This window comes from Acinetobacter sp. 70_2, assembly GCF_056736115.1.
The window spans coordinates 851020-868720 of the sequence record NZ_JBWZIP010000015.1; the positions used below are offsets into that span (position 1 = coordinate 851020).

At 35.6% G+C, this 17701-nt stretch carries 16 protein-coding genes; 3 read left to right on the forward strand and 13 right to left on the reverse strand.

Annotation, left to right across the window (positions count from 1 at the left end):
• Positions 1–41: 41 nt before the first annotated feature.
• The 8 genes from AC1PJ9_RS12995 to AC1PJ9_RS13030 form a co-directional block, all read right to left on the reverse strand.
• Positions 42–485, reverse strand: coding sequence for a universal stress protein (locus tag AC1PJ9_RS12995; RefSeq protein ID WP_002050707.1), 444 nt, complete (start codon positions 483–485; stop codon positions 42–44).
• A gap of 147 nt (positions 486–632) precedes the next feature.
• Positions 633–2726: an EAL domain-containing protein gene (locus AC1PJ9_RS13000; RefSeq protein ID WP_311087465.1), complete on the reverse strand. Its 2094-nt coding sequence runs from the start codon at positions 2724–2726 to the stop codon at positions 633–635.
• Positions 2727–3337: 611 nt separating this feature from the next.
• Positions 3338–3553, reverse strand: a complete 216-nt coding sequence (locus tag AC1PJ9_RS13005; protein ID WP_200028254.1) for a hypothetical protein — start codon at positions 3551–3553, stop codon at positions 3338–3340.
• Between the two features lie 186 nt (positions 3554–3739).
• Positions 3740–4204: a MarR family winged helix-turn-helix transcriptional regulator gene (locus tag AC1PJ9_RS13010; protein WP_002050629.1), complete on the reverse strand. Its 465-nt coding sequence runs from the start codon at positions 4202–4204 to the stop codon at positions 3740–3742.
• A gap of 687 nt (positions 4205–4891) precedes the next feature.
• Positions 4892–6610 (reverse strand): fructose-specific PTS transporter subunit EIIC, encoded by a 1719-nt coding sequence (locus tag AC1PJ9_RS13015; RefSeq protein ID WP_311087466.1) that lies wholly within the window; start codon positions 6608–6610, stop codon positions 4892–4894.
• On the reverse strand, positions 6597–7544 hold the full coding sequence (gene pfkB, locus AC1PJ9_RS13020; protein ID WP_311087467.1) for a 1-phosphofructokinase: 948 nt from the start codon (positions 7542–7544) through the stop codon (positions 6597–6599). Before pfkB ends, AC1PJ9_RS13015 begins: the two co-directional genes overlap by 14 nt.
• A gap of 14 nt (positions 7545–7558) precedes the next feature.
• Positions 7559–10417, reverse strand: coding sequence for a phosphoenolpyruvate--protein phosphotransferase (gene ptsP / locus AC1PJ9_RS13025; RefSeq protein WP_311087468.1), 2859 nt, complete (start codon positions 10415–10417; stop codon positions 7559–7561).
• A 222-nt stretch (positions 10418–10639) separates the two neighbouring features.
• Entirely contained in the window at positions 10640–11500 is an 861-nt protein-coding gene (locus AC1PJ9_RS13030; RefSeq protein WP_311087469.1) for an alpha/beta hydrolase family protein, read from the reverse strand.
• A gap of 137 nt (positions 11501–11637) precedes the next feature.
• Here AC1PJ9_RS13030 and AC1PJ9_RS13035 point away from each other — a divergent pair, with 137 nt between their 5' ends.
• Positions 11638–12093, forward strand: a complete 456-nt coding sequence (locus tag AC1PJ9_RS13035; protein ID WP_311088055.1) for a hypothetical protein — start codon at positions 11638–11640, stop codon at positions 12091–12093.
• Between the two features lie 35 nt (positions 12094–12128).
• Here AC1PJ9_RS13035 and AC1PJ9_RS13040 read toward each other — a convergent pair whose 3' ends face one another.
• The 3 genes from AC1PJ9_RS13040 to brnQ form a co-directional block, all read right to left on the reverse strand.
• The gene (locus AC1PJ9_RS13040) at positions 12129–12374 is read right to left on the reverse strand and encodes a hypothetical protein (protein WP_000949688.1); all 246 of its coding nucleotides are present in this window, start codon (positions 12372–12374) and stop codon (positions 12129–12131) included.
• Between the two features lie 258 nt (positions 12375–12632).
• Positions 12633–13052, reverse strand: coding sequence for a GlcG/HbpS family heme-binding protein (locus AC1PJ9_RS13045; protein ID WP_212283806.1), 420 nt, complete (start codon positions 13050–13052; stop codon positions 12633–12635).
• 191 nt (positions 13053–13243) lie between these two features.
• Positions 13244–14545, reverse strand: a complete 1302-nt coding sequence (gene brnQ, locus AC1PJ9_RS13050) for a branched-chain amino acid transport system II carrier protein (protein WP_263613868.1) — start codon at positions 14543–14545, stop codon at positions 13244–13246.
• Positions 14546–14897: 352 nt separating this feature from the next.
• Between brnQ and map the strand changes: the two genes are divergently transcribed.
• Complete coding sequence (gene map / locus AC1PJ9_RS13055; protein ID WP_311087470.1) at positions 14898–15692, forward strand: type I methionyl aminopeptidase; 795 nt, start codon at positions 14898–14900, stop codon at positions 15690–15692.
• Positions 15693–15745: 53 nt separating this feature from the next.
• Here map and AC1PJ9_RS13060 read toward each other — a convergent pair whose 3' ends face one another.
• Positions 15746–16645, reverse strand: coding sequence for a LysR family transcriptional regulator (locus tag AC1PJ9_RS13060; protein ID WP_311087471.1), 900 nt, complete (start codon positions 16643–16645; stop codon positions 15746–15748).
• A gap of 245 nt (positions 16646–16890) precedes the next feature.
• Between AC1PJ9_RS13060 and AC1PJ9_RS13065 the strand changes: the two genes are divergently transcribed.
• Positions 16891–17214, forward strand: coding sequence for a hypothetical protein (locus AC1PJ9_RS13065; protein ID WP_311087472.1), 324 nt, complete (start codon positions 16891–16893; stop codon positions 17212–17214).
• Positions 17215–17261: 47 nt separating this feature from the next.
• Here the strand turns inward: AC1PJ9_RS13065 and grxD are convergent, their stop codons facing one another.
• Positions 17262–17603, reverse strand: a complete 342-nt coding sequence (gene grxD / locus AC1PJ9_RS13070) for a Grx4 family monothiol glutaredoxin (RefSeq protein WP_000138830.1) — start codon at positions 17601–17603, stop codon at positions 17262–17264.
• Between the last annotated feature and the right edge of the window lie 98 nt (positions 17604–17701).

Below are 17701 nucleotides of genomic sequence, written 5' to 3' on the forward strand. Positions count from 1 at the left end.
ACCCAGCTCTATAGCTGGGTTTTTTTGAACTTTAAATTTATCTATTCGGTTACGACCAATACGGGTACATGGATTTCTCCTAACAGTGCTTGAGTCACACTTCCTAAGAAGAACTTTTTAAAACCTTTTCGTCCATGAGAACCAATTACCAATAAATCAGCTTTTAGCTCAGTTGCTGCTTTGATAATTTCTGTGTGAATTGTTTGACCTTCAACAATCTTTGTTTCAACAGAAATTCCGTGTTGACTAAATTGCTCTTTAGCTTGATCTAAAATGCCCTGAATCGAAGCTCTCGCTTTATTAAAGTAATCTTGTGCAATTTCTGTACTATCAATGATTTCAACTGAAATAAAAGGATCAATAGTGAGCGCATATACTAAAGTGACTTTACTGTTAAACGCTTTAGCAAGACTTGCAGCATGATTAACCGCAATAAGTGACGTAGGAGAACCATCGACTGGAACTAAAATATGGTGATAACTCATATATTGCTCCTTATTGCCTTGTGACAATATTTATTGTTGAAGAACCTAAGTTTGTTATCGTTATGGTTATATTATCGCCAATTTTATGGTTTTTATTGTGTATTTTTAGTGTGCAAAGTGAGCGACTACTTTTTGTATATATACAGATTAATTCATCGAATAATGGCTTTCTAAATAAGCCTGACCTTGTTTAAGAATAGATATAACTTGATTTGCATCAATAGCTTGTTCGAATAAAAAGCCTTGTCCAATGTTATAACCAAATTTAAGAAGTAGCTCTTCTTGTTCTACTGTTTCAATACCTTCTGCAATTAAACCGAGTGAGAGATTAGGAGCGAGTAAGCCAATTGCTTGGACAATTGCATAAATTGATGGGTCCTGTTGCATCTTTTGTATAAAGCTACAGTCGACTTTTAGACAATCAATTGGGTAATCTCGTATATGCGTTAGAGAAGAGAATCCTGTTCCAAAATCATCCAAAGCAATGCGTACACCATGTTGCTTTAGTTTATTGAGTGCGCGAATAACATATTCAGAGCCACGGTCCCCAAGCATATGCTCGGTAACTTCTATTTCAATTAAATATGTAGGAATTTCAAGTTGATGAATTTTTTTTAATAAACGTTCCGCGTAATTATCTCTTAAGAACTCAACTGGTGCAGCATTTAGTGATACAGGAAGTGGCTGAAAGCCTAACTTTATCCAATTAGCCATATCATGCAAAACTTGTTGCTGCATAATTTCGCCAATTTTACTGGCTAAATCATAGTCTTTAAAAGCTTCAGCAATTTGTGAAGGCAAACCTCTTTGAGCCGAAGTTGTGTGCCAACGCAGCAATGCTTCAAAGCCCACAACAGCATGAGTTTTTAAATCAACTTTAGGTTGATAGTAGGGTTGGATAGTATGGTGACGAATAAGCTGACGAGCAATGTTAAGTTGAGAGGCGATGGCTTCGGTCAACTGCATCATACTTGGGTTATACATACGTATACCGCCACGACCTCGAGCTTTTAAGTCATGCAATGCCATGTCTGCACAGCTTAATAAGCTTGACTGATCGACAGCATCTTGCGGATAAATAGCACAGCCAATGCTCATACCGCCGTTGAGTACATTCCCTGCATATGTAATAGGTTGATTGAGTTGTTGAAGCAATACTTCAGCAAGTTCTCGGACATCATTTTCATTTTTTAAATGGCTGACAATAACTGCGAACTCATCGCCACCTAACCGAGCGACAGAACATCGTTCATGGTTTACGCACTGATTAAAACGTTTAGACAGGATTTTTAATAAGTGATCGCCAGCACTATGACCGATGGTGTCATTAATATGTTTGAAATGATCTAAATCAATTAAAAGTAACCCTACACTTGTTTGGGTTTCTCGTGAGTAGGCTAAGGTACGTTTTAGTTGAAGCTTAAATGAGCGTCGGTTAAATAATCCAGTAAGTTCATCTCTCTCACTAATATCTCTTAATCGGTTTTCAGTAAGATATTGTTGAGTGACATTCCGAGAAACACACAATATTTGAATAATTTCGCCGTTTGTATGTTGAATTGGGGTAAGCATGTTATCCCAATATTCAGGATCTTGATTTGGTAAACAACTCATGCCAGCGAATCGGGCCACTTTACCCTGTAAGGCTTTTTTTAAAGCAACTCTTCCGCGTTTGCGTATATGCGGTGGTAAAAGATCTAACCATCGCATACCGAAATTTTTTTCATCGACAGGTACACCTAATGCAAGGCACCCTGATTTATTCATATGAGATACTGTGCCATCTGTATTTAAAACTTTAATACAATCGACACTAATATCGAGCATTTGATTCTGTATATCGATATCTTTACGTAGGCTTTGTTGTTCTTGTATATCTTGATCAATATCTAGAAAACTAATAAACCATTCATTTTCTTGAGAAGGTTCATGATATTTCGATAATTGAATTGAAAGTTTACACCATCGATATTGATGGCTCTTATGTAAAAGACGGCATTTAAATTCAACTCTTGATTGCAGTCGTATAGCATCTAACCATTTGTTTTTAACTTCTTCTAAATCGGCAGGGTACACGAAATCTAACCATTGCTGAAACAATGGAGGAGAGGTATCGTGCCAGTACTTTGTACACTCCGTATTGCAGTATAAAATTAAGCCTTTTTCATCACTGACCCAAGTCGGTAGAGGAAACTGCTCAACAATAAAGTGCTTTTGGGTAGTGTTCGACATTGAAGTCATAACATGCCTAAAACTGCTGAAGAGTTAAACTATTTATAAACTGTATTGTAATAGTTGTGTCGTCACCACAAAAGCTATAAAAAAATAATATTTGATGTTTTTTTCGCCTTGAATAAATGTTTTTCTAAAATAAAATTGATATTACTCATGTATGCATATGTTATTTATTAACTTTTAATTTTATTAAGAGTGTAAAAAATAGAGTATTAACTTTAAAAAATTATGCTTATTTTTGTAAAAAACTTGTTAAAACAGGTGTTTATAGATCAAAAAAAGAAGTGTTTATAGAGTAATTTATAGCAAATAAAATATTTAAGTGGGCAAGAAATAAAATGACTTTAGATATTTTTGTTAGAAAAATTTATATAAAAAATCAGTTTCAATTATTAAGCATTAATACAATAACCACCATTAACTTTACAAAAGTAATATAAAATAAGAGCTTGCAGTAGCGTAAAATTCTTCTTGTCAAAAAGGATATATCATTCCTTTTTGTGCATTTTATAGCCTACATTTTCCCCAAGATGTAGGTTTTTTTTATGCCAAAAATTTTATTATTTTACTGTTTATTAAATTTTTAAGTTATAAATAAAAAAAGCCATAAAGGCTTTTTATACGGTTTCTGGTTTTTTCAACTGTTGTTGAATATAGAGATTCATATAGTATTGCTCTATATAATCATCAGCATAATTATTCGCTAATGTTTTTGTCGCTACTTGTTCATGCTTAGCATAGCAGTTCGTTTCCAAGTCCTTTTCAAGTACCCACCATTGGCGATTAATACGACGCACCTGAAACTTATCACTTTTATATTTTCTTTTAGCCATTTTCCTAAAATTACAATGTAGATAATAAAAGAGAGTTTCTACTGGAGTTGAAAGAACATGTCAACAAGCATAGTGTTTAATTGGCTACTTTGTGAAATCTAGGTTCTGAGTCCTGTTCAGTAAATATAAAAAAAGCCCTCATAAGAGAGCTTGAAATCTAAACAAATTTTGCAAGTTTAAAAGAAATTAACGAGATAGATTTTTTAAAAGCATTTTTAAGCTTTCCATCATTTTTTCTAACTGTAGAGGGGTAATACCTTCAAATGATTGCTCAAGTACTACGCTGGTTAGATCGTTAATTTTATTAATCATTTCAGTACCACGTTCAGTAAGATATACGCGTGTAATACGACCATCAGTTTGGCAAGAATATGTTTCAACTAAACCCTCATCTTTTAAGCGATAAACAATTTTAGTTGTAGTCGACATCTTTGAAATAATCATGTCAGATAGCTCAGACACGCTAGCGTGAGGTTTACTACTTAGCGCTAGCATAATACGTCGACGTGAGTTATCTAAGCCATATTTTTTAAGGGCATTATCAATATTTTGAACATATTGAGCATGGACCTGAGTAATCCAATAATATGGAAAATCTTCAAGAGTGAAAGATTCCGTTGTAGGTAAAAAACGCGCATACTTCTTTGTCATTGACTTTTCCCCATACCTTGGTGGATCGCATTTTATGAAACTAATTTTAATAGTTGAAAAATATAGTTTCACTAAGCAAGTTATATCAGGACTTTAAGTCATGAGCAAAATTTATATTGTTTGATTTAACAAGGACAAACTATAAATTTTGCTAATCTGATAAAACTTATTTCTTACCGTTTATTTGAACTTGGCTGCTCGCTTGTTCGTAAAATGAACGATACCTGTTTGCATGAGAATCCTAGAAAAAAAAAGTTGTTTTGAACGTGACATTTCTATAAAAATTTTTTGTCTATAAAGTCATAACTATAAAAAATCAATCCATTTAATAAAGAAATGTTTAATTTAATCAATAGCTTGATTTGGTTTGAAATACTAAAAATTTACCATACATTTAACATGATTGATGAATAATCTATAAATTTTATTGAATATTTGTTTTTATGTTATTGATTTTTAAATATTAAAATATTTTTCTTAAATAGGGAGATTCTTTCAAATTAGAACTTAAATATGTAAATAGAGTTCTAGAAGCTCAGAAATTAAAAGAAGAATCTAATAAAAAGCTAACTCTTGGAGTGATATTAGCCCAAGATTCTGAGCAAGTTAAGGCTCGTGCAGTTCAAATTAATCAATAAAATTGAATAGAAATAAAAAAGGAGAATCAATATTCTCCTTTTTCTTAAATTATGAATTTGTTAATAATTTTTCTTCTTGGTTCTTTTTAAGGATGGCATAACTTACACCCGTTACGATACTTCCAGCTGCAATTGCTGCTAGATATAACCAAGCATGATTGATTGCATTTGGAATCAGAAGTACAAATACACCGCCGTGTGGAGTAACAAGTTCACAGTGAAATAGAGCAACTAATGCGCCAGTTACTGAACCACCTAAAATACAAGTTGGAATAACACGCATTGGATCTTTTGCTGCAAATGGAATTGCACCTTCTGAAATAAAGCATAAACCAAGCACGAAAGCAGCTTTACCAGCATCTTTCTCACCTGTACTAAATTTATTTCTAGCAAGGAAGGTCGCAATTGCCATACCTATTGCAGGAACCATTCCGCCGGCCATAGTGGCTGCCATTGGCATGTAAGTATTGGTTGTAAGTAAACCGACTGTAAAAGCATAAGCCGCTTTGTTGATTGGACCACCTAAATCAATACACATCATACTTGCCAGAATAATTCCCATTAATACGGCATTTGTGGTGCCCATGTTGTTAAGGAAATCTTTCATTAACTCAAAAATATGTGCTACAGGTTGGCCAACCACATAGAACATAATGAGACCGACAAATAATGTTCCTAATAATGGAATAATTAAAATAGGTTTAAGAGATTCTAAACTAGTTGGTAGTTTAAGTTTTTTGGCAATAAATAACGCGATATAGCCAGCAAGGAAGCCCGAAACAATGCCACCTAAAAAGCCCGCTTGTAGCTGTGCTGCTAATAACCCACCAATTAAACCTGGTGCAAGGCCAGGACGATCTGCAATGGAATATGCAATATAACCCGACAGCATCGGTACCATTAGGGTAAATGCTGCCGCACCAATCTGTTTTAATATGGCTGGTAGGCTGCCTGCTTGTTCGGCTGCATTTAGACCAAAACATAAAGAAAGTGCAATTAACAGGCCGCCTGCAACAACCATAGGCAGCATATAAGAAACACCAGTTAATAAGTGTTTATACACACCAACTTTTTCAGTTTTATCTTTATTTTCCGTTGTAGCTTGTTGTTTACCTTGTTCTAAAACTTGTGCATTCGCAATTGCTTCAGCAAAGGCTTTGTCGGTTTGTTTTAATGCAAAACCAGTACTGCATCGATAAACACGTTTACCTACAAAACGGTCTGTGTTGACTTCAATGTCAGTGGCAAGAATAACAATATCGGCGTCCGCAATCGCTTGTGCTGATAAAATATTCTTCGCACCCACAGAACCTTGAGTTTCTACATCGATTTGATATCCAAGTCTCTCTGCACCTTGCTGTAACGCTTCAGCTGCCATAAATGTATGGGCAACTCCAGTTGGACAAGCAGTAATTGCAACAAAGTGAGTTGCTGCATTTGAAGTCTGCTTAGGTTTTTGATCCCATTCATTTGCTGGTTTCGAGTGTTCAAGCGCCGTTAAAAGTGCTTTATCAGCATCTTCTTTAATATCTTGAATAGACACTAAAGACAAAGCACTTTGACCAAAAATATTTAGGTTTTTAGGTTGTTGCCCAACAATAATCACATGATTAAAGTCATCACTTGATTCAAATTCATCGAGTGAAATAACACTGTGTTTATAGCCATGTTGTGTTGCGACTAAAGCAAGTTTACGAGCTAAAATCAAAGCATTGACTTGCTGTTGCGGACTATTAGTGACAAATAATAAATGTTTAGCAGTTTGCATCAGATTCACTCAATGAATTGATAGTAGTTTGTGCTTTTAATTGGTCTAGAACCTCTGGACTAGGAATTCGAAAACCAATTTGTGTTACAGCATGGCTTGCAATTGCTGTCGCAGTTTTTAAAGTTTCTTCAGGAGATAGTTGGCTTACAAGTCCGTGGATCATACCCGCTAAGAGGGAATCACCAGCACCGACTGTACTTTTTACAATAACTTTTGGTGCTTGAGCATGTAGGGGGTGGGTGGCATGCAGCCAGTTTACGCCGTCTTCACCCATTGAAATCACCACATGCTCAATATCGGCTAAGCTGTCAAAAAGTTTTCTTTGTTCAGAATAGCTTGTTGCAGGACGTTGATAACTTTCTACGAGCTCATCCGTATTAGGCTTGATCATCCAAGGTTGACATGCAATTGCGGCAACCAAAGCTTTACCGCTGGTATCTAATGCAACTTTTTTATTTTGTTTTTTGATCAGTTGAATAAGTTGTTGTAACTCATCAATACTAAAACCTTGGGGCAGGCTACCAGCTATTGCAACTACTTCAACTTGTGGTAACAGAGCTTCAATCTTATTAAATAGGCTTTGTTTGTCTCTTGCAGAAACAAAGAAACCTTTGCCGTTTAAATCAGTCATGCGCCCAGAATGCTCAGCAATTTTTATATTTTGACGTGTTTCGCCATCGATATAAATGAACTCGGGTTGAAATTGAGCTTGGGTAAAATGTGTATCAAAAATTTGTCGATTATGCTCACCTAAAAAACCGGTTACGATTACATCGTGACCTAAGTCTTTTAATACTTGAGCAACATTAAGGCCTTTACCAGCCGCATGAATTTCTACCGACTCTTGTCGGTTCACTTCACCTACCTGTAACTCATTTAGTTGGATGGTTACATCAATTGCAGGGTTTAAAGTAACTGTTAAAATTTTAGCCATTACTATTCCCAATTTTATAAGTCTTGTTCAGAGAGCTGGCGTACAGCAGGGGCGCTATCACACAATAAAGCTTGTTGCGCAAGTTTTTGAGCATGACTATAGCTCAGCGTACGAATTTGAGCTTTTACTAGTGGAATGCTATTTGGCGACATACTCAGTTCGTCCACGCCCAATCCCATGAGAATAGGTACAGCTTTCGGGTCTGCTGCAAGCTCACCACAGATTCCTACCCATTTGCCGTATTTGTGGGCAGCTTTAACAGTTTGATCAATCAAATTGAGAATACTTGGGTGCAATCCATCTGCTTCAGCTGAGAGTATTGGGTGACCTCGGTCAATCGCTAAAGTATATTGAGTTAGGTCATTTGTTCCGATACTGAAAAAGTCGACTTCTTGTGCAAGAATTGGCGCAAGTAAAGCTGCAGAAGGAACTTCAATCATAATGCCAACTTGTAAATTGTCACATGGATGTTGAGCTCTTACTTCATCAAGAATCGCTTTTGCAGCACGCCATTCTTCAACGCGTCCAATCATAGGGAACATAATTCGTAATGGACGATTATCCGATGCTTTTAATAAAGCAGTTAATTGCTGTCTTAAAAGCTCAGGACGTCTTAAGGTTAAACGAATTCCCCGTAACCCTAAGAATGGATTTTCTTCCTCAGCAATTGGTAGGTAAGGTAAGGGTTTGTCACCACCTACGTCTAATGTTCGTACAACAAGTGGGCGGCCAGCAAGTGCATCTAATACCACTCGGTAGTCAGCTTCTTGAACCGTTTCACTCGGTGCACTGCTATGAGACATGAAAACCAGCTCTGTACGAAGTAGTCCAATGGCTTCTGCACCACATTCTACTGCTTGTGCTGTTGCTTGAACTTTACCTAAATTGGCAGCAATTTCGACTTGATGTTGATCTAAAGTAATAGCAGGTTCTTGGCTATGACGTTCGGCTTCTTCACGAATTTGACGCTGTTGCTCACGCTCTTGCTTCGCTTGTTCGATTTGAACTGTATCTGGATTTAAAACAAAAGTTCCAGTGTCACCATTAATGAGTAGGGTACTTTTCTGATCAATTTCCAACACTTGTTCACCAGCACCAACAATAGCTGGAATGCCTAAAGCACGTGCCACAATTGCACTATGAGCACTTGCACCGCCTATAGCAGTTAAAATACCTGCAACGCGATCTTTGTTAAGACGAGCCACATCGCTTGGCCCAACATCATGCATAATTAAAATATACGGCTCTTTAGGCTCTTCAATAACCACTTCACCACATAACTGTGTTAAGACTCGATCACCAATATCGCGTAAGTCTGTTGCACGTTCAGCGAGCAAACGGTCTGGTAAGGCTTCCTGTGCTTTGGCAGCAGCTTCAATATGCTCATGCCAAGCAGCTGGTGCTGATAAATTTTGGTTAATTTTTTGATAGACACCATTAATCAAATCAGGATCATCAAGCATTTCTAAATGAGCTTGAAAGATTTGTTTAATTTCAGAAGCATCAGCTTTGGCAATCACTTGGTGAATATTGTTTTTTACGGCATGTAATGCAATATCTAAATTTTCTTTCTCAGCTTTTACACTTAAACCCATACGTTCATATTGATAAACCTTTGGTTTAATCACATGTACTGGGCCAAAAGCTAAACCACTTGATGCCGCGATTCCTGTAGTGTCAGCTAATGTTGTAGCATTTGATACGGCAGCTTGCACAGGTTGCTGTTCAGGTAGTTCGCTGGTTACTGCTATTGCTTCAACTTCTTCACCTAAACCTTGCTGCACTGCCAAGACTACTTTATCTAAGGCATCTACTGCATCGGTTTCTGGTTCTGCGATAAAACGTAGAGTTTGACCACGTTTACAACCTAAAGCTAAAAGACGAGTTAAACTTTTAGCAGAAACAAAGCTACCGTCATCTACAGCAACTTGAATATCACCTTGGAACGTTTTTGTGAGATTGACTAAATGTGTAGCTGGTCGAGCATGTAAACCATGGGCATTTGCTAGTACTACTGAACGTTGAGGCCAGTCTGGAATAACATCAGCCCCAATAATTTTTGCAATTTCGTTTGGAGCTTGAGTTTTATCTAACTCGGCCACTTGCTCTGGGTTAAATAAAATATCAATTAAACGATTAAATCTTTCATTATCGAGCTGATCATTAGCAGCAATACAAACGAGTGTATTTAGCTTTTTACCATTTAGCTCTAAAACCTTTGATGGTTTAGTAATGCTAATAGCCGGTTGCTGAACAAAGTGATTGCTGGAAATGGACCAAATTTGATCTTGCAGTTGAATGGCTTGTTCTGGATCAAGTGAACTTAGAAAACCACATTTTACAAAATTATGTTTTTTTAGCGTTTGAGAAGCTGTCCAAAATAAGTCTTCGATATCTTGCGCATCAATTTCGGTTTGAATGAGATTTTCATGAAGCGCTAAAGATAATGGCTGAGCTTGTAGTAATTCTATAATTTGTTCAGGTTTAGAAGCATTTTTTACTTGTTCACTCACATCATGCATTAATGCCCGAGTAAGAATTTGCAAAACTTGTAAATGTTCATCAGATTTCGCTGCAATCACGACAGCTAAATAGATTTTATTTTCTCCATCCCAGATCACGCCTTCAGGAAAATGAGCTAAGCGAATACCTGTTTTTAAAATATATTCACGTGATTGAGGAGTACCGTGGGGAATAGCAATACCTTGGCCTAAGTAAGTCGCGCTTTGTTGTTCACGATTGATGAGTCCTGTTATATATTCAGGTGTAACTAACCCATCTTTTTCCAATATATCTACTAGACACTTTAATGCATGTGTTTTATCAACAGCACGTTGATTCATATGAATATGTTGAGGCTCTAGTGCTAGCATAATTATCCTTGAACAATTTCTTTGGCTTTAGCTAAAACAGAAAAAAAGAAGCTGTTTGCATTAAACAAGTAAATATACCTGTTTTGACAACAGCTTCAGATGAATTACCTTAGCAGAACTTTAAATGTATATCGACGCATTTAAGTAAAAAGCTGCTCGTTTTTAATACAAAAAAACCTCTAAGCCGGATTACTGACTTAGAGGCGAAAATAAAAGCGGTGATTAATGATTTATTTCTTGTTCTAAAATAGACCAAAGTTTTTGATGTGATTTTTTAAATAACAGCATATGGCCAATTGATTTATATCCTAAATCTTTTGGATTAAGTTCAATCATTTTTTTATTTGCATTTGGATATAAACTTAATAATTCTTGTACGTTGCGTTTAGTTGCAATTTCATCATCATCAGCCCAAATAGCAGTAATTGAACACTGAATATCTGAATGAAAATCATGAAAAATAGTCTTGCCTATGGCATTTTTCACATATCCGGGACGGCTACAAAACTCTCTCCATTGTTGAGCAACTTTTTTAGGTAGATTTTCTCCCATACCAATGAATTGAGTTGCACCATAACCTTTAACAACACTAGAAATAGGGAAGATAAGATTAAACATAACTGGTGCTAGAAACTTGGTTTTTCCCTTAAGGCCTTTAATATGTCCAGTTGAACCTGCAACCGTTATTACTTTTGCAACTTTATTATAGTTAGGTACGACTCCTAGTAATTGTCCACCCGCGCTGTGTCCAATAAGAATAACTTGATTTGCTTTCTTTTTTGTTAATAAAGCATCAATTGCAGCAGGGATATCAAGTGTTCCCCAGTCGGTAATACTTGCGGTACTTTGTTTTAAAGCTCCATGTAGAGACTCGCCAATACCACGGAAATCGAAACTCAATACATCGTGGCCTTGTTGACTTAGCCAAGTTGCAAAAGAATGATAAAAATTTTTAGTAATACCTGTTGCTGGACAAATAAGGACAGGGTATTCAGTTTTCTTTTCTTGAGCAGGATAAAATTGAGCTGCAAGCTGATAACCATCTTTACAGGTTATCCAAAAAGATTCATAAGTCTTATCCATAGATTTAAAGTGAATTGTCTAATCATTTACCTTAATGTACATGAGTTCTGAAAAGGTACTTGATTAAAATGTGACTATAAAGTCAAGATTTATGTTATACAGCTCTGCAAATTTTAATAAAACGAATAAAGGAAATGATGGAAATATCGAAAGCTGTACAGTTGGCTATTGTCTTTAGCGGTGTCTTTTTATGGATAGGAATGTTAACAGGAGTATGGAAATATTGGCAAATTCGCCATTCTGAATTAAGCCGTGCACATTATTATGTAGACATTGCACATAGAAGCAGTTTGCTTTATGCAGCAGCTACACTCATTTTGGCTGTATTAAGTTATTTTACGGTTTTAAATGAAGATATTGCTTTATGGTGTGTATTGGCAAATATACTATTTTTTAGTTTCTCAATTTTAGTTTATATCATTCACGGGTTTTTGCAGGATACAACCAATCAGTTTAAAAAACCCCATAGGTTAGGGCACTTTAGTTTACCGACATGGTTAATGACTTTCATGATGATCGCTTTAATTGTTACTGAGCTACTAGCAACTGCTATTTTGGTTATGGGAACGATCTTGTTGTTTTTAAGCAAATAAAAAATGGATGATCACTCATCCATTTTTGAATTCTATTATTTCTGTTGACTAAGTCGTCTTTTAGCTAATTTTCGCATTTTGTGGTCGACAAAGGCCCATACACAAAATACGAAAGAAACAACCATGGCATACATAAAGTATTCGGGTTTGAGATTCCCTTTAATCATACCTTGAAACAGTAGAGTCAGCATAAGAGCAAGCGTCGTTACTCCATAAACAACTGAATCTTTACTGTTCAGAGTGTTAATGAAGACTTGTTTGTTGAAATGTAATGATAACATCTCCATCCCTCCTTGTGGTTGCGCTAAAACCGAATGTTTTAGTCAAGAATAAGTTTAATGTTGTACTTGTATTTTTAGCTTAATTCAATAGTCAATTGAAAATTTTTTGAACAGTTTTATGAAAACCTCCATATTTATAAATAGTTAAGGTATAAAAAAGGTAAATATTAAATATTTTTGTATAAAATACTTAATATTTTAGAAAAGAGAAATTTTTAGGTGAAAAGTGTAATAATTTCTCTTTTCTCTCAATTTAATTTAGTTGCTTTGTTTCTTTAAGAAGACATCAATTGCGTGTTGTGCAATTTCAGCATCTTCAAAAGATTGGACACCAGAAACACCAATTGCGCCTAAAATCTGACCTTCATAAATGATCGCTTTTCCGCCTTCTAGCATACCTTTAGCACTTGGCAGACTTAAGAAACCAAGACGGCCATTTTGAAGAAGTTCTTCGTAAAATTTTGAAGGGCGGCCGCTCATTGATGAGCATTTAGCTTTTTCTAGACATATATGTGTACTGAGAGGAGAAGCACCATCTAGGCGTTTCATAAGTAATAAAGAGCTTGTTTCATCAACAATGGCTATACTGACTTTGAAGTTGTGTTCGATTGCATATTTTTGAGCTTCTTCCATTAAAAACTCTGCATCTGCTAATGTTAGGTAATATTTAGTTTTCATTTATGCTCTTCTTTCCTGAGTAAGCTAAAAATTATTTTAGTGTAATATTACAGTAAAAATTAATTATATCTATAGTTGAATTGTCATTAAATACTGCTGCTTGAAATAAAATGCTGGTTGGGTAAACGCAGCATTTTATTCGATATATAAAATCATGTTTGGGTAAAACTCGATTTCAAAAAAACACCAGATTAAATGCTTTTATGTTTAACTTTGTCGATAATGGTAGTCACCGCAAGAACAACTAAAGATGGGATCAACCATGCCAAGTTTTGTTCATTTAATGGTAAATGTTGAAGGAAAGTAGGAAGGTTATCTCCAAAACCAGCAACTTTAAGACCATCGATAATTCCGAAAATTAAAGCAATACTTGTTACTGAACCAACAATAAACGATGGTTTATGCCAAAATTTCCAGAAGAAACTGAGCATAATAACCACAATAGCAGGTGGGTAAATTGCACTTAAAACCGGTACTGATACAGCAATGAGTTTGGTCAATCCAAGATTAGAAATAATGAAAGAGAAACCAACTAAGATGAAAACTAAAAGCTTATACGGTAACTTAGTGAGTTGGGCAAAATATTCACCACATGCACAAGTTAAACCAATTGCAGTAACCATACAGGCTAAGAAAATGAGGCCAGTTAAGAATAATGAACCCATGTTTCCAAACGCATGTTGAACATATGCATGTAGGATTACAGCACCATTCGCTGCATTTGGAGCGACTTCATGGCTACCTAAACCTAATTTAAATAAGCTTAAGTAAACTAAAGTAAGACCAACACCTGAGATAAGACTAGCAATAATTGCATACTTAGTTACTAGTTTTTTATCAGTAACACCACGCGAATAAATCGCTTGAATAATAACGATACCAAATACTAAGGCACCTAAAGTGTCCATAGTGAGATAACCATTTACGAAACCTTCTGAAACAGGAGAGTTAACATAATGATTAATTGGTGCAGGAACATAGCCCGAAGGAATCATAACCGCTGCAATACCTAAAATTGCTAAAGCGATAATTTTTAGAGGAGCTAGAACATGTCCAACTGTATCTAAAAGCTTGTTTGGATATAAAGAAACAATAGTTACAAATGCAAAGTAAATCGCACTGTAAATTAGAAGACTACTGCTTGATGTTCCAAAGTAAGACGAAAAACCAATTTCATAAGAAACTGTTGCAGTACGTGGCGTAGCAAATAAAGGGCCAACTGATAAATAACAGACTACTGTTAAAATCAGACTTGCGATACGACCTAAAGGTGAACTAATGATTTCAATGGAACCCTGCATACGAGAGAGTGCCATAATCGTAATTACGGGTAAGCCAACGGCAGTAATCAAGAAGCCTATGGCAGCTAACCATACGTGATCACCGGCTTGTTGTGCCACAATGGGAGGAAAGATAATATTGCCAGCCCCAATAAAGAGGGCAAAGGTCATAAAACCTAAGGCAATAATATCTCCGGTACGAAGATGTTGCATAAATTAAATTTAACAAAAAAGAAAGAATTTTAGAGCAAAAGAGATCATGATCAAGCGCTATTTTATGTGAAAAAGCTTTTTTTCAGGACTTAAAAATCATTCAGAGATATGAAAAATATCAATTGGTTAAGTTATCTAGTTGAAAAATCATTGAAAGAAATAAAGAAAACAGTTTTTAAGTCTGACTTTTTAAGGAAATTATGTAAAAATAAAAATATAAAATACGATTATGAATGTTGAATATTTGGGCATTTAAAGCTTTCCGCCTATCCTATATCCATTCTAAAATACTCTAAATTAACTAACATTTTTGTAGGCATGGTAAAAACAGTCCCTACGAGGATAAAATTGAATGAGAGCTTCTACTGTTACAATTAAAACTGAACAAGATCTGGAAAAATTAAGAATTTCTGGGCGTTTGGCTGCACAAGTTTTAGAAATGATAGGGAAGTATGTTAAGCCCGGTGTAACAACTGAATATTTAGATAATATTTGCAATGATTACATCGTAAATACTTTAAAAGTTATTCCTGCCAATGTTGGTTATCATGGGTTTACAAAAACAATTTGTACCTCAGTAAATGAAGTAGTTTGTCATGGTATACCTTCGCCAAATAAAGTTTTAAAAGATGGCGATATTATTAATATTGACGTAGCAATTATCAAAGATGGCTATTTCGGCGATACGAGCCGTATGTATTATGTGGGCAACGTAAATCCGCATGCGAAAAAATTAGTTGAAACAACCTATGAGGCGATGGTTGCTGGTATTCACACAGTTAAACCAGGAGCTACTTTAGGTGATATTGGTTATGCCATTCAATCAGTTGCTCATCGCGAAGGATATAGTATTGTCCGTGAATACTGTGGGCATGGCATTGGTAAAGTTTATCATGAGCAACCTAATATTCTGCATTATGGTCAATGTGGACAAGGTTTAGTTCTGAAGAAAGGTATGGTCTTTACGATTGAACCTATGGTTAATGCAGGGAAACCTCAAGTTAAAGAATTAAACGATGGTTGGACGGTTATTACTCAAGATCTTTCTTTATCTGCTCAATGGGAACACATGGTTGCAGTTACAGATACTGGTTTTGAATTACTGACACCATGGCCAGAAGGTGTGGGAAACTATCCGGAAATTTAATAATTATAAAAAAGTTCGATAAATTATCGAACTTTTTTATGGAGCTTAATTTATTAATGTTCTGAAAGATGTTCCACAAGATAATCAATAAATACACGCACTGCTGGGAGTAATCCTCTACGAGAAGGATAAACAGCATGGAATATACCGTGGGCTGCTTTCCAATCTGGCAAGATTTGCACAAGCTGCCCCGATTTCACAAAATCTTCAGCCGCTGTGTCAGGTAACAACGCAATACCACAATTTTGACTCGCAAGTTGGGCGAGCATGTAGATATTTGTTCCCATTACAGTTGGACTAACTTTCACTTTTTTCTGTTGGTTATCTGGACCGTGTAATATAAATTGTTGATCTAAATGCTCTTCAGACAAACTTAAAATTCGGTGATCACTTAATTCTTCAGGTGTCTTAATATTACCAAACTCATTTAAATAAGCTTGGCTCGCAAAGAGACTTTGCTCTATCAGTGAAAACTGTCTAAGGACTAGGCTAGGGTCATCATCTAGTTTAGATCTGACACGTAGAGCGACATCAATACCTTCATTAATAACATCAACGCGGCGGTTACTTACAATCAGTTGTAAACGAATCTCAGGGTATTTTTTTAAGAATGCCGGTAAAATTTTAGGTAGTTGGTTTTGTGCAATGTCTACTGGAACACTTACTTTAACTACACCTCTCGGTTGAATACTTAAGTGATCAACTAAATCATGGGCTGCTTGAGCAGCATTCATCATGACTTGTGCGTGTCTATAGATATCCATCCCAATATCGGTAACAGCAAAATGACGAGAACTACGCTGAATTAAGCGAACCCCTAAATTTTCCTCTAAATTATAAACACGACGACTTAATTTTGATTTTGGAATGTCGGTAACACGTTCGGCAGCACTAAATCCACCATGCTCAACAACAAGGGCAAAACAATAAAAATCATCAAGATCTGTGAGCATTAAAATATCCTATTTATGCAACACTAAAGATTTTACATTATTAGTTTTGCAACGATAAAGTTTGATTTTAATTTTTTGTAAAAAGCTTATAAATATGACTTAAAAAGAGGAGTTTAGATAATTTGAAATTTTAATGTAATTACATTGGAATGTTTTTGTAATTTATTTTTTTAGAATTGAAAATCAAATATGGCGTTCATACACTATTTTTCATAAAATATATTTTTCTCGATTTTTTTAAAAGTATGTCTTACCAGTTAGTTGAATTACAGAATGCAGAGGCCAATATTCTTTGCCCAATTTGTAAGCTTGCGGTTATTGATTGGACACAAGAACAGTACGTTCAACCTTGTGAACATACATTGTTTATTGCGATGGATTTGGGCTTTGAATTTGTAGCTGACCGTTTTGAAGAATGCATGACTCAAAATGTAGATGAGTTACATGAAGATCCGAACATGAATATTTTTGATGCGATAACGACTACAACATATAAAAATTTAACTATTTTAAAAGCAGATCTTGGTGTAGATGGTTTATTTCGCTATGTAGGGATAAGTAATTGTTAAATTCATGAGTATAAAAAAAGCCAATCTTTCGATTGGCTTTTTTATTATTACGCTTCTGGAGCTGCGCTGTATTGTTCGATTAATGGTTTTAATTCGCCATTTTGGAACATTTCGAGCATGATATCACTACCACCAATAAGCTCACCATTTACCCATAATTGTGGGAAAGTAGGCCAGTTTGCAATTTTTGGTAAAGTTGCACGAATATCAGGGTTTTCTAAGATGTTCACATATGCAAATGGACGACCAATTTGACTGAGCGCCTCTACTGCACGTGCAGAGAAACCACATTGTGGAAACTGTGGAGTGCCTTTCATGTAAAGTAAAACGGGATGCTTCGCAATTTGATCGCGAATTAACGCTTCAGTATCACGTGCTTGTTCAGTCATATGTAGATCCTCAACTAATCTTGCAGCATTATAGGGGGTGTTCACATTGCTTTGCAAACCACCTTGTTGCTTAAAGTTGCATAGAATATTCAATATTT

What these genes read in the sequence shown, in the direction of transcription:
- AC1PJ9_RS12995 (WP_002050707.1), bottom strand. Translation starts at nt 485, where the DNA reads ATGAGTTATCACCATATTTTAGTTCCAGTCGATGGTTCTCCTACGTCA.
- AC1PJ9_RS13000 (WP_311087465.1), bottom strand. Translation starts at nt 2,726, where the DNA reads ATGACTTCAATGTCGAACACTACCCAAAAGCACTTTATTGTTGAGCAG.
- AC1PJ9_RS13005 (WP_200028254.1), bottom strand. Translation starts at nt 3,553, where the DNA reads ATGGCTAAAAGAAAATATAAAAGTGATAAGTTTCAGGTGCGTCGTATT.
- AC1PJ9_RS13010 (WP_002050629.1), bottom strand. Translation starts at nt 4,204, where the DNA reads ATGACAAAGAAGTATGCGCGTTTTTTACCTACAACGGAATCTTTCACT.
- AC1PJ9_RS13015 (WP_311087466.1), bottom strand. Translation starts at nt 6,610, where the DNA reads ATGCAAACTGCTAAACATTTATTATTTGTCACTAATAGTCCGCAACAG.
- pfkB (WP_311087467.1), bottom strand. Translation starts at nt 7,544, where the DNA reads ATGGCTAAAATTTTAACAGTTACTTTAAACCCTGCAATTGATGTAACC.
- ptsP (WP_311087468.1), bottom strand. Translation starts at nt 10,417, where the DNA reads ATGCTAGCACTAGAGCCTCAACATATTCATATGAATCAACGTGCTGTT.
- AC1PJ9_RS13030 (WP_311087469.1), bottom strand. Translation starts at nt 11,500, where the DNA reads ATGGATAAGACTTATGAATCTTTTTGGATAACCTGTAAAGATGGTTAT.
- AC1PJ9_RS13035 (WP_311088055.1), top strand. Translation starts at nt 11,638, where the DNA reads ATGGAAATATCGAAAGCTGTACAGTTGGCTATTGTCTTTAGCGGTGTC.
- AC1PJ9_RS13040 (WP_000949688.1), bottom strand. Translation starts at nt 12,374, where the DNA reads ATGTTATCATTACATTTCAACAAACAAGTCTTCATTAACACTCTGAAC.
- AC1PJ9_RS13045 (WP_212283806.1), bottom strand. Translation starts at nt 13,052, where the DNA reads ATGAAAACTAAATATTACCTAACATTAGCAGATGCAGAGTTTTTAATG.
- brnQ (WP_263613868.1), bottom strand. Translation starts at nt 14,545, where the DNA reads ATGCAACATCTTCGTACCGGAGATATTATTGCCTTAGGTTTTATGACC.
- map (WP_311087470.1), top strand. Translation starts at nt 14,898, where the DNA reads ATGAGAGCTTCTACTGTTACAATTAAAACTGAACAAGATCTGGAAAAA.
- AC1PJ9_RS13060 (WP_311087471.1), bottom strand. Translation starts at nt 16,645, where the DNA reads ATGCTCACAGATCTTGATGATTTTTATTGTTTTGCCCTTGTTGTTGAG.
- AC1PJ9_RS13065 (WP_311087472.1), top strand. Translation starts at nt 16,891, where the DNA reads ATGTCTTACCAGTTAGTTGAATTACAGAATGCAGAGGCCAATATTCTT.
- grxD (WP_000138830.1), bottom strand. Translation starts at nt 17,603, where the DNA reads ATGACTGAACAAGCACGTGATACTGAAGCGTTAATTCGCGATCAAATT.